General features: G+C 35.3%; 15 protein-coding genes. 4 read left to right on the forward strand and 11 right to left on the reverse strand.

Features of this window, described 5'->3' with window-relative positions:
• Positions 1-14: 14 nt before the first annotated feature.
• The 6 genes from HZR84_13305 to HZR84_13330 form a co-directional block, all read right to left on the reverse strand.
• Positions 15-1265 (reverse strand): cystathionine gamma-synthase family protein, encoded by a 1251-nt coding sequence (locus tag HZR84_13305; GenBank protein QNL22874.1) that lies wholly within the window; start codon positions 1263-1265, stop codon positions 15-17.
• Between the two features lie 54 nt (positions 1266-1319).
• Complete coding sequence (locus tag HZR84_13310) at positions 1320-1805, reverse strand: DUF4199 domain-containing protein (GenBank protein ID QNL22875.1); 486 nt, start codon at positions 1803-1805, stop codon at positions 1320-1322.
• A 195-nt stretch (positions 1806-2000) separates the two neighbouring features.
• On the reverse strand, positions 2001-2999 hold the full coding sequence (locus HZR84_13315) for a hypothetical protein (protein QNL22876.1): 999 nt from the start codon (positions 2997-2999) through the stop codon (positions 2001-2003).
• A gap of 146 nt (positions 3000-3145) precedes the next feature.
• Positions 3146-3898: a bacteriorhodopsin gene (locus HZR84_13320; protein ID QNL22877.1), complete on the reverse strand. Its 753-nt coding sequence runs from the start codon at positions 3896-3898 to the stop codon at positions 3146-3148.
• Between the two features lie 267 nt (positions 3899-4165).
• A complete protein-coding gene (locus HZR84_13325; protein QNL22878.1) occupies positions 4166-4600 on the reverse strand; it encodes a hypothetical protein in 435 nt (144 codons plus the stop codon).
• 9 nt (positions 4601-4609) lie between these two features.
• A complete protein-coding gene (locus tag HZR84_13330; protein ID QNL22879.1) occupies positions 4610-5311 on the reverse strand; it encodes a flavodoxin family protein in 702 nt (233 codons plus the stop codon).
• Positions 5312-5464: 153 nt separating this feature from the next.
• Here HZR84_13330 and HZR84_13335 point away from each other — a divergent pair, with 153 nt between their 5' ends.
• Together HZR84_13335 and HZR84_13340 are read left to right on the forward strand one after the other, a co-directional pair.
• Entirely contained in the window at positions 5465-6250 is a 786-nt protein-coding gene (locus tag HZR84_13335; GenBank protein ID QNL22880.1) for a hypothetical protein, read from the forward strand.
• 109 nt (positions 6251-6359) lie between these two features.
• Positions 6360-8711, forward strand: coding sequence for an ABC transporter permease (locus HZR84_13340; protein ID QNL22881.1), 2352 nt, complete (start codon positions 6360-6362; stop codon positions 8709-8711).
• A gap of 2 nt (positions 8712-8713) precedes the next feature.
• Here the strand turns inward: HZR84_13340 and HZR84_13345 are convergent, their stop codons facing one another.
• Both HZR84_13345 and HZR84_13350 read right to left on the reverse strand, forming a co-directional pair.
• Positions 8714-9109, reverse strand: coding sequence for a VOC family protein (locus tag HZR84_13345; protein ID QNL22882.1), 396 nt, complete (start codon positions 9107-9109; stop codon positions 8714-8716).
• A 3-nt stretch (positions 9110-9112) separates the two neighbouring features.
• A complete protein-coding gene (locus tag HZR84_13350; GenBank protein ID QNL22883.1) occupies positions 9113-11089 on the reverse strand; it encodes a hypothetical protein in 1977 nt (658 codons plus the stop codon).
• Positions 11090-11229: 140 nt separating this feature from the next.
• Between HZR84_13350 and HZR84_13355 the strand changes: the two genes are divergently transcribed.
• A complete protein-coding gene (locus HZR84_13355) occupies positions 11230-11556 on the forward strand; it encodes a DUF3307 domain-containing protein (protein ID QNL22884.1) in 327 nt (108 codons plus the stop codon).
• Positions 11557-11576: 20 nt separating this feature from the next.
• On the opposite strand, the gene HZR84_13360 is transcribed toward HZR84_13355, so the two are convergent.
• From HZR84_13360 to HZR84_13370, 3 genes are read right to left on the reverse strand one after another with little or no spacing between them, the layout of a single operon-like run.
• On the reverse strand, positions 11577-12725 hold the full coding sequence (locus tag HZR84_13360; protein ID QNL22885.1) for an outer membrane beta-barrel protein: 1149 nt from the start codon (positions 12723-12725) through the stop codon (positions 11577-11579).
• A 32-nt stretch (positions 12726-12757) separates the two neighbouring features.
• On the reverse strand, positions 12758-13717 hold the full coding sequence (locus HZR84_13365; GenBank protein ID QNL22886.1) for a pirin family protein: 960 nt from the start codon (positions 13715-13717) through the stop codon (positions 12758-12760).
• A 54-nt stretch (positions 13718-13771) separates the two neighbouring features.
• Complete coding sequence (locus HZR84_13370; GenBank protein ID QNL22887.1) at positions 13772-14593, reverse strand: phosphatase PAP2 family protein; 822 nt, start codon at positions 14591-14593, stop codon at positions 13772-13774.
• Between the two features lie 115 nt (positions 14594-14708).
• Between HZR84_13370 and HZR84_13375 the strand changes: the two genes are divergently transcribed.
• Complete coding sequence (locus HZR84_13375; protein ID QNL22888.1) at positions 14709-15392, forward strand: helix-turn-helix transcriptional regulator; 684 nt, start codon at positions 14709-14711, stop codon at positions 15390-15392.
• Positions 15393-15403: the final 11 nt, after the last annotated feature.

Genomic DNA, 15403 nt, shown 5'->3' on the forward strand with positions numbered 1-15403 from the left:
ATAGCAATTAAATGTTAAATTTCCAGTGCCTGTGCAAGATCGTTTATAATATCCTCATGATGTTCAATGCCAATTGATATTCTTATAAGATTTGGTTTAATTCCAATTTCCAATTGATGTTCTTTCTCAATTCCCGCATGAGTCATGGTTGCCGGGTGCTCGGCCAGGCTTTCTGTACCTCCTAAACTTACCGCTAATTTTATCATCTTTAATTTATTGAGTAATTGAAAGGCCTCTTTTTCGCCTCCATATACTTCAAATGATATCATGGCGCCGGGTGCGCTGCATTGTTTTCTCGATAGCTCATAATCGCGGTGATTTTTATCGATTAAGCCAAGATAATGGACCGCATTTACTTTTTTGTGTTCCTTTAAAAAATGAGCAACTTTTTGGGCATTTTCGCATTGTTTGTCCATCCGTATTTTTAGAGTTTCCAAACTTCTGAGTAGGAGCCAGCCTGTATACGGCCCGGCCATATTACCGAGGAATGTTCTCAAGGTTTTTACTCTGCTAATAATATCTGCATTGCCAAGTACTGCACCTGCTATTAAATCACTATGTCCTCCAATATACTTAGTGGCTGAATATACAATAGCATCGGCACCCAAATCCAAGGGATGTTGCCAAATAGGGCCCATATAGGTATTGTCTACGACCACAAGCACTTTTTTATCCTCAGTGCTATATTTTTGAGCCAATTCCACACAAGCCTGAATATCAATTATTTCATTGGTTGGATTGGCCGGTGTTTCAATATATACCATTGCCAGGTTTCCTGAATTGCCTGATTTATTCAGCATGTCTTCCAAATTGCTTCTTTCATCACCATGACGAAATCCCATAACATTGATTTTGTACTCCGGAAGAAAATGATTGATAAAATGATCTGTTCCTCCATAAACGGGATTGCTATGCAAGAGCAGATCACCGGGTTTTAGAAATTCAAGCATAACCGTTGTAATGGCGGACATACCACTTTCAAATACAGCACAGGATTCTGCTTTATCCCATAAACATAACCTGTTTTCAAGAATCTCCAGGTCGGGATTGTTCAACCTGCTATATATTAATCCTAATTTCTCATTGGGCATTTGTTCTCTTAATCCATAGGAGATTTCAAAAAAGGCTTTACCCTCCTCGGCTGAATTAAATGCAAAAGTGGAAGTTAGAAAAATAGGACATTTGACTGCGCCTTCGGAGAGTTTTGGATCATAACCAAAACTCATCATCAGACTCTCGGGATGCATGTTATCGACCTTTTTCATTTCGGTTTATTTTATAACCGAATCTAAGGGTTTAGACCACCTGAATCAATGATATTAATCAGACTTCTTTTTTAAAAATGCCGCGACAATTGCTGATGTTATCACTCCCATTACCATTGCACCACCAACGCTTTGCCAAATGTAACTTCGTAGATTAAAATAGCCTTCTGCATCTTCCTCACTCATTTTCCCATTTTCAATTGCATAGTTAATGGCATTCTCAAAATATTCCGGCGACAAGTACAAATGTATTATTAGTTGGGCAAGTGGTGATAGTGCCGCTACGATTCCTGAAATAATAGTACCGGTAATCAAACCTTCCACCCAGGTCATTTTTCCATTAAGTGATCGATCTCTTTTTTCTTTTAATGCGAGTACATAAATGATGATCGCAGGTATTGCAAATAAATTGGTATAAATAGGATGTTCGGAAATTAGATCGCCGTGCAATCCGGAAACTTTTTCCAGCACCATCCAAAGTATTGTGACAGCGAAAAAGATAATTCCCCATTTTAACTCTATGGCATACTTTTTTAACATGATTCAGATTTTAATTCCAAATTAATGAATTTATAAGATTTATTCTGAACCAAAATCCAATGGCTGTTTGATTAGTAGATACACATGCTTAATTAAACCCGGGAGCAGATTCAATATGAATCAGGTGCCGTGGAGACTCTTTTAGATATTATGTAATACCCTGAATTGTTGACTTATTGTATTCCGGGACCCTAGCTACCTGGAATAATACTTTGATTTCCAGTCTGGTGTAGGTAATTTATCAAATTCAGGAGAAATTGAATTCACCTTTATTTCACCTGTAAACCAATCCATCCAACCCCATCTTCCTTGTTTCTGTACAGCGAGATATTCAAAGTCATTTATCTCAACCCTTTTAAAAGCTTCGTATTCAGTTGCAGTTAATTTTTTTACTTCATTATCGACCATGGTATAAAAACCCACTTTGCCACCGAGATAAACCGGCGTAAATGTATTGTTTGAGGGGAAATATTCAAGACTATCAAATTCGTTGGGAATAAGCTGTGTTAGATTATTTACATCTTTCCCTTTATACATTCCCCATTTTCTCAATCGACCCTGTCTCGCAATGAAAATATCATTGCCATTTACTCGGTCAAATTCAACAAAATCAAAGCCTTTTTTACGCCTGACTGCTTTTATAAATTCAAGTTCTTCACGACTTAACTCTTTGTAATCCATTTTGCGATAATCAAGATGGATGTATGGTGTATAATTAACACCTGTATACCAGTCAATTTGGGCCCATTTTCTACCTCTTTTTCCAATAAGATATTTTTTACCGTCTTTCTCTACCGATTTAATATCGTTAAATATAAAACGCACCTCAGATTCAGTGTTTTCATATTTGAAAGGTGATTTTAATATTCCATATTTATTGAGATTTTTTACAACAGTATAGGGTACATCAGGAGTTACAAATCCGAGGGAATCATAACCTCTTTGAGTCATTTTTTCCTGCAGATCCGAATACAAATGCCATTTGTCTTCTTTGTCTTTTAAAATATAGGTTTCATCAAAAGGGCTAAATTCTATGGCTTCGGCTTTTACAGACTTAAGGAAATCCTCAATTAACTCAGGATCTGAATCGCGATAAATATAGTATTCGCGATTATTTTTTTTATCGAGATAAATCGGTTGGGCAATAGCATTTGCCATTATCAATATGGCGGAAAGAAAAAATAATATTTTCATCTGACAAATTTAGAAAGCATGGCGATAAATACCACTTTCATTCAAAATTTCAAATAGAAAAAGCCCCGAATGTGATGCTATCTTTATCCGGGGCTTTGAATTTTACTGTCTTGATGCTATCGATGACAGAAAAAGTCTTAAAATAATCAGGCAGTTGACGTACTTGGTTTGCTGTCGCTAATTGCTATGCTATATACAACAAGACCAAATCCTATTTTATTAATGGCATCTGCAATATTATAGAATAAATCAACATTGGTAGATTCCCAACCTAATCCAACATTTAACCATCCACCTGGCATACACATGTAACCGATAGGGTAGATCGCCCATCCTACAAGAACAAACCAGGCCAAAGTTCTAATTCCCTTAACAACCGTAGGATTTCCAGATTGATCAGCTAGTTTTTTAACTTCACCTGCCCAGGCGGTGTATAGAATGTATACATAACCTATTGTTGATAACACACCCCATGTAACAGAGTGGGATGTAGATCCGTCGGTAAATGCTTCGCCGATATATCCTGTTACCAACATCCATGCTGAAGCCACGATTAATTTCCACAAAAGACTAATTTTCGCTCCTGCAGGTTTAGTTAGTAGGTAGAATTCCACGCACATTAAGGGCACAGTCAATGTCCAGTCTATATATCTAAGTGCCGTTGGGTTTTCTCCTGTCATTGCGTACACATCTCTCATGTAATAATAGTGTACGGCTGCGATTCCGGTAATTAAACCGGATACCAAAAGTGATGTTTTCCACTTTCCGTCAACTCTTCCTCTTTCAAAAAAGAAAAACACAGATGCGGCGAACATCGCCATGTAACCTGTGAAAAATGTAAATGCTACAGGATCGTCCTTTGGTATCGAAACGATTTCTGCCAAGAATAAATGTTCCATAGTAGTTTGTTTAATTTTTTATAACAAACATTAAACACCACTTTTTTTTACTTGTTTGATCCGGTTTAAAAAAAAAAGCAAAAAATATTATATATGTATTGATTTATATTTATAAATACTTGATTATCAATAATTTAATATTAATAATTTATATTATTTTTTTGATAATTGAAATGGTTATGAAAAATCCATTAAGCCAAGATTCATTTTAGCTATTATTTGAAAGGATATTGGGATTGTTGATTAGAGTGGTCCTGTAAAGTTTTGTTAATTATTTTGACCAACTTTCAAATATTTTTCTGCACAGGGCTCAATACAGAGATAAGTGACAATAAGGGTGTCTATATTTAGCTGAAATGAGAGTTCAGTTGGATAAGTGCAGGAATCAGGATATAAAAATTTATTTTCAATGGAATAAGTACCCTTTCCCATATCATGAGAAGAAGTGACCATGTAGCATAATTTTTCAGTCGATTCAAAAGTTAAATCAGCGTAAAAATTAATCATCTTATCGCTTTGCACCGGGCTAAAGGTGCCACTTCCATCACCGGGGTCTGAAAGCATTTCGATTAGTTTCCATTGGCCGACTAAAAGATTATCACCACCTTGTATACCAGATTGAAAAGCATCGATTTTTGCACTTTCATCGGAATTGCAAGAACAAAAAAGAATTGAGGTCAATAAAAAAGCAGCGTACTTCATATTGTAAATTTAACGATATTCGGGATTTTCAAAGGCCCATCGCTTGCCTTTATCCCAATCTTTTCTGCTATTTCCGATGGGAGGATAACCTCCGGTTGAATTTAAAATTTTAGCTAAATGCATAAGATTATAGGTCATAAAGGTCATATTTCGATTGGTAAAATCATTGTTTTGAGCATTTGATTCTTCATCCATATAACTAGGGCCCGGTCCGGCTTCCCCTATCCATCCACAATCTGCTTGAGGTGGAATGCTATAGCCAACATGTTGCATGGCATAAAGCAGACTCATAGCACAGTGTTTGATTCCGTCTTCATTGCCCGTAATTACACAGCCTCCTACTTTTCCATAAAATTTGTATTGGCCTTTTTCATTTTGCATTCCACTCATAGAATAGAGTCGCTCGACTAATTTGGTTGCAATAGAAGATTTTTCTCCCAACCATATCGGACTTCCAATAATTAGAATGTCAGCTTTGAACATACGATCGAACAATTCCGGCCATTCATCTTTTTCCCAGCCGTGTACTTTCATATCCGGATAAACTCCGTAGGCAATATGGTGATCCACAAACCTCAAATAATCTACATCAACTCCTTCCTTTTTCATTATGGCCATTGATTTTTTCATCAGTCCTTCAGTATGGCTCATATCGGGGGTCTTTTTTAAAGTGCAGTTTATATAGCAGGCTTTTAATCCTTTAAAATCCATGTGTTATTGTATTAAAATAATATTCATTGTTTCATGAAAGTAAAAGTATTTGATTTTAAGCACAAGATTATCATAAATCAATTGTTAGAATGATTATTTACGGTAAGATTTTTGTGGAACTGAATATTTGTAATTGAAACTTAAATGGGTCTTATGTCACGATTTATAATCATTCTACCTTTCATTTTCTCTTTTACCTTAAATGCACAAAACAAATTTTCAATTAGAGATGTCAATGCAAAAGGGTATTTCCAAATAGAAAATGTAAGTAGTATTTCTATGGATGAGTGGTTGCGTTTACCAAAAGACAACAATTTTGAATTTCAATACTTCGATAAAAATAGTGTGGACAGGAATAATTTTTACTATAACTACAGCGATGCCAATGCGAGCATAGCATTGAATATTTCAATATTCCCAAATAAGACATTTGAAGCCACTCCAAAGCTATTTGCTCATTGGCAATTATCTCTGATGTTTGTAAGGGAGCGATTGAGTAGTAATTCTTTTTCACAAACCAAAAATGATGGAACTGAAATTAGAGAGAATTCACTATACATGGATTACGTCAATAACATGGCCAGAATAGAAGTTATGAGGTTATGGAGAACCGACGATACTAAAAAAGCTTTCGTGGCTTTTGGATTAGGAGGTCAATTTGGTATTGCCTATGATTCCGGACTGGAAATTTATGAAAGCAGCTCGTCTGCCAATGGATTTAATTTTAATGATTTCAATTCTTCTTTCACCACCATTGAATCAAAGAATGCCATGTCCAATTTGTTTTTCCTTCCTATTGATGTCAATGTAAAAGTTGTAGAAAATCTATTTATTCAGTTAGAATTAAGAACGGGAATAAAACATCTGCTGGTCTTTGACGGCCCTTCATTTATGTATCCGGTTTATGGTATCGGTATTGGGACACGCTATGTATTATAATTGAACATATCGTTCAATTATGTACAGATAAATCATATATAAATATCTGAAATTCAGTATTTTAATTAGTGGTATAAATCTTGGTCATATGGAAACATAAGTTTTGCATATGCTAATCCACAATTTGAAAATTACGCTGCGCTCTTTCCAAAAGAGCAAATCCTCATTTATTATTAATATCCTCGGGCTAAGTGCCGGCTTGCTTTGTACCCTGCTGATTTTTTTATGGGTTCAAAATGAACTGAGCATTGATAGGTTTCACAAAGACGAAAAGCGGGTTTTCAGGGCAATGGAACACCAGCGCTACGCCAATGGCGATATCATGACAACATGGTCTACGCCGGGAGTCTTGGCGGCAGAGTTGAAAAAAGAAATTCCTGAGATTGAATATGCCAGCACGGGTTCCTGGTCATTTCAGCATTTAATTACATTCAATGAAAAATCTCTTCGGTTAAATGGACTTTATGCCGATCAGGACTTTTTTGAAATTTTCACTTTTCCAATAAAAGAGGGTAATAAGGATATTTTGCTTAATGACTTAAATTCAATAGTAGTCAGTGAGCATTTTGCTGAAATGGTTTTTGGGCAGGAAAAGGCGCTTGGCAAGACAATACAATTGGATAAGGATAATACATACAAGGTGACCGGTGTATTTTACGATGTTCCTGCCAGTTCAAGTATGAAATTTGATTATGTTTTAAGCGCAGAGAAATGGAGGAAAGACAACGAATGGTTGAGACAATGGGATAGCAATGGCCCCAGAACTTATGTAAAGCTCAAGGAGAATACGGATTATCATTTTGTGAATGAAAAAATATCTGATTTTATAAAACAGCGAAATGAAGGATCTGTAGTAGAATTATTCCTCTATCCATACGCCGATGCCTATTTATACGGCAGATTTGAAAATGCAGTGCAAAGCGGTGGGAGGATCGAATATGTACAACTCTTTTCAATAATTGCACTTTTTGTACTTCTCATTGCGTGTATCAATTTTATGAATTTGTCTACGGCAAAAGCGAGTCGAAAAGCCAAGGAAGTAGGAATTAGAAAAGCATTGGGAGCACATCGCAAATCCTTAATTCAGCAATACCTTTTTGAAAGCTTTTTTTTAACCGCCGCTTCAATTTTTGTTGCCGTTGCAATCATCCCATTGATTATTCCCTATTTTAATGAAATTACAGGTAAGGAATTGAGTCTTGTATTTAATACCAATCTTGTTTTTGGACTTCTTTTAATTTTAGTTGTTACCGGTTTATTTGCAGGGAGCTATCCCGCACTTTATTTGTCGGCGTTTCAACCTGTGAAAGTGCTTAAAAATGAAATTAAAAGTTCCTGGGGAGAGCTTTGGGCGAGAAGAGGTCTGGTTGTATTTCAATTTGGACTTTCGATATTTTTAATTATTGCCGTCACTGTAGTTTATTCACAAATTCAATTCGTACAAGACAAAAACCTTGGTTATAAAAAAGAAAACCTCATCATGTATTTGCTTGAGGGGAAATTATCCGGAGGTCAAAATGAATCCTTTACCAATGAGTTGAAAGCTTTACCGGGTGTGATCAATGCAAGTGTTTCTGGTCATGACTTTATAGGACGAAATAATAATACAGGAGGTTTAAGTTGGCCGGGAAAATTAAAGGATGAGGTGGTATTATTTGAAAACTTTAGAGGAAATCATTCGCTAATTGAAACCATGGGCATAGAAGTTAAGGAAGGTAGAAGCTTTTCCAAAGATTTTAGTACTGATAGCTCTGCAATTATCTTTAATGAAACCGCGATTCGCTTAATGCGACTTGAAAATCCTATTGGAACCAAAGTTAATCTTTGGGGAAAGGAAAGAAGAATTATAGGCGTAACCAGGGACTTCCATTTTCAATCATTCCGTTCGGAAGTATCACCTGGGTTTTTTATCCTGGATGATAACGTTTGGTTTGGTCAGGCGAGAATAAAAGGTGATATGATTGCGGAGACAATAGATGAAATTAAAAAGCTACATGAAGAATTTAATCCGGGATTTAGTTTTGAATATAGTTTTCAGGATGAGAATTACGATGAACTATATACTTCAGAAAGACGCGTTGCTTCCATTTCACAGTATTTTGCCGGTTTTGCGATTTTAATATCCTGTTTGGGTTTATTCGGTTTGGCTTCTTTTACTGCTGAGCGTCGTATTAAAGAAATTGGCATCCGAAAAGTTCTTGGGGCAAGTGTAAGGAGTCTTGTTATCCTGCTCACTAATGAATTTACCCGTTTGGTATTGATCGCAATATTTATTTCAATTCCGGTTGCCTGGTGGGTGAGCAAAAACTGGTTGGAAGAGTTCGCATATCATATTGAATTAAGCTGGGTTTTCTTTTTGCTTGCAGGGATATTGGCTTTATTGGTAGCTTTGATAACGGTAAGTTCACAAGCCTGGAATGCAGCCAATGTAAACCCGGTAGATACCCTTAAGGATGAATAATATCAGGCCTGGCTTATTTCGAACAAATGGCCATCGGGATCCCTGAAAAAACAGCGTATTTCATAACCGTGATCGTAGGGTGGGCTAATAAATTCTGCACCCCTGTCTTTTAGTTCTTCGTATGATTTCTGACAGTCTTTCACGCGTATGGTAAAGGCATGACTCACCCGATTTGGATTGTCCGGTCTTGAAAAATAAACATCGGGCTTATCTGCAGTTGGCTCACCCTCACTAACTATTAATAACCAATGTTCCAAAAATTGCAATACTACAGAGCTCCCTCCATATTCTCTATACAGAGAGGCTCCAAGTACCTTGGTGTACCAATTTTTTGATTTTTCTATATCCGCAACCACCAATATTGTAGTGATGGCCATCTCTTTTTCGGGAAAACTCATATTTTATTTTTCTGTAATGTTTTGTATAAAATCCCAACCTTCTGTTGTGCCTCTTTCTATTAATTGCGTGCATCTGTCGTAATATACCCTCGAAGGAACATCATTTGGATACTTCTCTATTATCTTTTCAAAAATCTTTGAGGCAGCTTTAAAATCCCGATTGAAATAACAATTAACCCCTTCTTCATAAAAGTCTTTACTCTGAATTTTATTCAGATCATCTTTTTGTAAAATTTCGTAAACGGAAATCGGATTTGAACGACCTTTCACTTTGACATAATCCAAAAAACGAAAATGAAACTGTTTTTTGTCCTTAATATACATTATGCTTTCATCGGTTATGATGCATTCAACTCCATAAACTTTGGTCAAGCCTTCTATCCTTGATGAGAGATTAACGGCATCTGAAATAACTGTGGTGTCCAGCCTTTTTTCCGTACCCACGGTCCCAAGAATTAAATGTCCGGTATGAATTCCCGTTCCAATTCTAATGCCGTCCATTCCTTTTGCATTAAGCGTCTGATTGAAGTGGATTATTGCTTCTTTAAATTCCAGCGCACTTTCAATGGCGGATTCGGGGTTTTCCGGGAAGAGCGCCATGATTGAGTCACCAATATATTTATCGATAAATCCGCCATGGCTTTGAATAACTGGTACAATTTCTTTAAGATAAGCATTAATGAAATCCAGGTTTTCCTGCGGGCTTAAATTTTCCGATATTTTAGTAAATGAACGGATATCTGTAAACATTACCGTCATATCACTTTCAGTCTGGTCCCCAAGACCGATTTGCTCTATACTCTCTTTACCCAGTAGTTTCAAAAAATTGTCGGGAACAAAGCGCTTATTGGATTGATTGACAGCTCGAAGTTTTTCATTTGCATTTGCCAATTCCAATGTGCGCTCAGCAACTTTCTCTTTAAAGAATTTTATACTGGAGATCACTTCATCTTTTAGAACTTTAAAGTTTTTACTCAAGATACCGACCTCATCGTGAGTTTTAGTCAGTGGATATTCCTCTTCAAGGGTAAAATCGCTTTCCACAAATTTGCCTATATAAAGGGTCAATTTTTTAAGTGGATTCGTTATTTGCTGGGAAATAAAATAGCTCGTAAGCAGACTGATTATTATAAGTGCCGTTACAATGACTCCGAAATATAAATTTAATTCATAAAAAAGAGCTTTTTTTCTATTTTCTGTTTCGCGGACAATCTGGTTTATATGATTCTCCATATCATCAATTTGAGTATCAAGACTGTATTTGATTCCACTGTTAGTATTTATTCCTATAGTGTTGTCAAGGTCAACCAGTTCATTAAAATGTCGCTCATAACTTTTGATTTTAATTAAGAGTGAATCTTTTCTTATATCTGGAATATTTCGATTATTAATATCTAATATCAATTCATCAATGAGATAATTAAATCTTTGAACATAAATATTTTCATTTCGGATTATATAGTCCTTTTCGTGTTTTCTAAATAATAAAACTGTGGCATCGCTTAATTCCTGACTGTTTTCCAACCAATGAGCATCCTCACGTATTTCACCAATTACATTGAAATCCTTATAACCTCTTATATAAATCAGTCCAACCAAATGGTTGAATAAGGAATCCACAAATCGTGTTTCTTTTTTAAATTCTTTTAATTCTTCGGTGAACTCAAATTGCCCTTCACTGCGCGTCAAGGCTGAGTCGATGAAAATATTTGTGCTGTCTAGAAATATCTCGCATTTCTGAAGATTGAAACTCAGATTGGATTGAAAGAACTCCTCTTGCTTGGTATCAAAAGTTAGAAAGTCCTCTTGAGATTTTGTGTATTTTAACCATTGAATATGCGCGAGCTGTATTATTTCGGAGGTGTCTTCTATCACCTGTCTTCTATCTAGGTAAACAAAAACTAATAGTATGATTATCAGGTTGGAACTGATAAATACCATAAACCAAAAAAGTAATCTCTGTCTAAAGGTCCTGAACATGGGCCGCTGCTACATATTTAGGTATAAAATTGGCAATTAAATTTTGGAAGGATCAAATTTGATTAAATTAGCTCAGTATTTGAGAAATTATCTGACCAAATCCAGACGTGAATTTAAGCTTAATTTTTTTAGCTCATTGGATGGGCGACTTTTTATTTCAGACCACAAAAATGGCCACTTCAAAGGCTCATAGCTTAAAATGGCTAAGCCTGCATGCATTGGTCTATGGAAGTATTATGACTGTATTTGCTATCCTTATAATAGACATTGAGAAAGGCTTAATTTTTGGTTTAGTCAATATGCTATTACATTTTATTACCGATTTTTTCACAAGCAAGGTGATGGTCAAATATTTAAAAAGGCCCAGAATATTTTTTCCTTTGCTTGGAATAGATCAAATGATTCATATGATCACGCTGCATTTGACTTTGGAAAATATTTCTAAAATTCAGGATTTAATAGTTTAAGGTTTTTTTGATTGTAATAATTATAAATCCAATTTGTAACCTAATGAAACTTGATTGCCCCAAGTTGCGATCATGGGTTGAATTCCGCTGTAACCAATTCCATAGCAAAATAAAGATTGAAAAATGAAACCTTTGTAAACCAAAGCAATACCCATATTTGTCCTAAGATGATAGCCTGGCTCAGGAAATTCTACGTCATTTTCGATATTCAGTTTGGGAATGAAGACCTTAAATGATTGATTGACTAAATTGTTATATTCAAATACGCCAGAAATTAAAATTTTCATTTCTTTATTTAAGACATAATAATTTAACTGAAGAGGTAGACCTATATATGTAAATTTAGCATCGTAATTTTTCTTTAAGTAGTCATCTTGCGCACCAATGTTTATGAGTTCACCTTTAAATTGGATGTAGTTTATTCCTATTTGAGTTCCGAAGTTTTGTCCAAATTTTCTTTCTATAAAGAGGCCAGCAAACCCACTTGTACTTAATCCTGAAATTCTCCCATCAATTGTGGATTTGAATAGAAAGTAAATTCTGTTTTGATGCAAACCAGTATGAAAGCCTAAACTGTTTTGTTTTTTTCTTTTCAAGGATTTGCCTGGAAGGTTTCTTGATAAATTGTATGCATTTAGGAGCTGTATTAGTTGATTCTCATTGTATCTGGTCGAGTATAATTTTAATTCCAAATCCTTCCAATCACTTAAAAGAATTGTTAGAACTCCTCTGTAATATGTCCCGATATCATATGCTTTTCTAACTTTATCTGAAATCGGATAATAAATATTGTCTTTTTTTAATAGAAATCGAATTTTCCCATTATTTATGAATTTATAAAGTGAAACTTCACCATCAAACATTTTTAAGAGTAGAAAAGCTTTATTACTTTTTTTGTCTATGTATTTTTCAAAATAAGTATTGCCATTAAGTTGAATTTTTTCAATGCTGTCTAATGGAATAAGTATATATTCCTCATTCAAATTTTCTTTAAAGTAAATTCCTGCAGAGAGTAAAGCCAGATCTGTGTCCAGAATATATCCTTGTTTTACTATTCCGGATTTATAGGTAACTGAGCTTTTTGCGTAGTTATAGGTTTGTGAGAATCCACAGGAAAGACCCAATAAGATCAGGATTAATGTTGCTATGCATTTAATTGAACTGTACATAGCTCAAATTAAATCATTTATTAGAAAAGCATTTAATTAACCTTTGATGGATCACCCATCGCTCCTGAATTATAATTGATAATGCATTTCTTTATTTCTTCTCTGGAATTCATCACAAATGGACCATAGGAATAAACGGGTTCATTAAGTGGTTGGCCGCCAAGTAGGATTATTTCTGAACCATTTATACTGTAAAGTTTAATATGATCACCTCCTCTTTCGAATAGAACGAGTTGATTAGCTCTGATTTCTTTTCTTTCTTCCAATTCAATATGGCCATTTAACACATAAATAAATGCATTATAATTAGATTCGACAGGAATATTTAACCTGCCATTGGCATCGAGTTCAATATGATAATAAAAGGCCGGACTGTAGGTTTCCACATTGGATTTCAATCCAAATAATTCTCCAAGTACAACTTTTCCGGAATACCCCTTTCCTTTAAATTGAGGGATCGTATTTTTTTTAAACACTTCAGTTGATGGATCTGACCATTTGTATTTCATTGGCATATTTAGCCAAATCTGAAAACCGTGATAATCTCCACCTTCATCATATAATTGCTGTCCGGTTTCCTCCATATGAATTGCACCTCTACCGGAATTGAAAATCATAAACTCACCTTTGCCCACTTGTATATCATAATTTAAACTATCCTTATGATGCCCGCTGCCTGATAAAAAATAGGTAGTTGGTGTTACTCCGGCATGAGGATGAGCATTTACACGAAGGGGTTGAGACCGGGGACTTAATGTAACAGGCCCAAATTCATCAAGTAAAACGAAAGGCGATACATAATCGGTATGATTTCCGGCAAAAGCCCTTAATATAGGCAGTGTCCCTACATTCGTTTTATTCGCATTGATTACTCTTTTAATTTTCCTGCTATTTGAAGATTCAAACATTCCCGATCTTCCAAATAATAATGTAGGTGCTGAAAGACCAAAGCCTAAGATTGCAGATCCTTTGATGAATTCTCGTCTATTCATGAATAATCAATTTGTATTTTATACAATATAATTAAAAATAAAGTTTGAGATCTTCTAAAACTGATAGCTTAAACTGGTGCGAAAGCCACCTTGAAAAGGAAGCATACTGATATTGGTCTTTTGATAAAATTTAGATTTGTGAAATTGCGGAATGAGAATACCTACGGAAGCACCCACCAAATAACCTACTATGAGGTCGCTTGGAAAATGTTTACCGGCTTTATATCGAAAATAAGCTGTATAAAAAGAAGGAAGAGAAGCCAAACCATACAACAGAAATTTTTTATTTCTCAATTCGGGGTGATAATCCAGAAATACCTTGCACATAAAAAATGAAGAACTGGTAACTACAGATACATGGCCACTGTAAAATGAATCACGGCTCTTGGGCCCTGATTTTCTTTCTTCTATTTCGTCGGGATTATATACAAAAGGACGATTTCTTTTAATATTCTGAGCGGAAGCCAAATAAATCAGGGTGTTCACAGCATGCGTTTCAAGATACATCAAAGTGAGATTCAGCGCATCATTGCGGATTTCCTTGTCAAATCCAAGAAAAAAGGGAAGGGCAGGTACAGTTCTCAAAGCGATATCGGATAATCCATGGGCCTCATTGGCAAAGGACGGGTCCTGCTTAGCAGCGGAACGGTCAAATGCATTGACATTTTGAGGGCTTAAATTTGAATATTGTTCCGGACTTAAACGTGGAGCTTGACGCAGTTTTTCCTGGCCGTAAAAATTATAGCCAAAGCCAATTACCGTCACCGGTATATCGACCCAATAGTTAAAGCGGTAAATTGAACTGTCATTTTTTTGCCCTGAGACTTCAATTCGGAGCATTAACAGTACGATCACCAATAGAAGATATTTATTCAAGCGGTTTAGAATTAAATTGCTAAGATAAGGGCATTCAAAAATAAAATTTAAAAATGTAATATTACAATTTGCAAAATTAATAGTAATACTATTATATTTGCATCGATTATATAATATGATGGAATTTTTATCTAAAGTCAACATTCAGGTAAATGAGAACATCTACCTAAAAAATCCCGACTCCAGTAATTTGGGAAAAAACATAATTTCCGGGAGTATTGACCTAATTGAGAAAATGGGTTTTGAAGCCTTTACTTTCAGAAAGTTGGGAAATGAAATTAATTCAACTGAAGCGTCAATCTACCGTTACTTTGAAAGCAAGCACAAATTGCTTCTTTACCTAATCAATTGGTATTGGGCCTGGATGGAATACAGATTGGTTTTTTCAATGGCCAACATCAATTCCCCTGAAGAACGGCTTCAAAGAGCTATAACCTTATTAACCGAAGAATACAACTCTGAAAAAAAATTCAATCATATTGATACTCAGAAGTTATTCAACATAGTTATACAGGAATCGTCCAAATCATATTTAATTAAAGAAGTTGATAAGGTCAACCAGGAAGGAGCATTTTTAGCTTATAAGCAATTGGTAGGCCGGGTTGGGGATATAATTCTGGAAATTAATCCCAAATACAAATACCCACACATGCTTATTTCAACTGTGATTGAAGGAGCGCATCATCAACGTTTTTTTGCTGAACACCTTCCGCGACTAACCGATGTTGCCGACGGAGAAGCGACCATTCCTAATTTTTATAATAACATGGTTTTGAAGACCATTAAAAATGAAAAATAAAACATTGTTTA

Origin of the sequence: Hyphobacterium sp. CCMP332 (assembly GCA_014323545.1) — a bacterium.
GTDB lineage: Bacteria > Bacteroidota > Bacteroidia > Cytophagales > CCMP332 > CCMP332.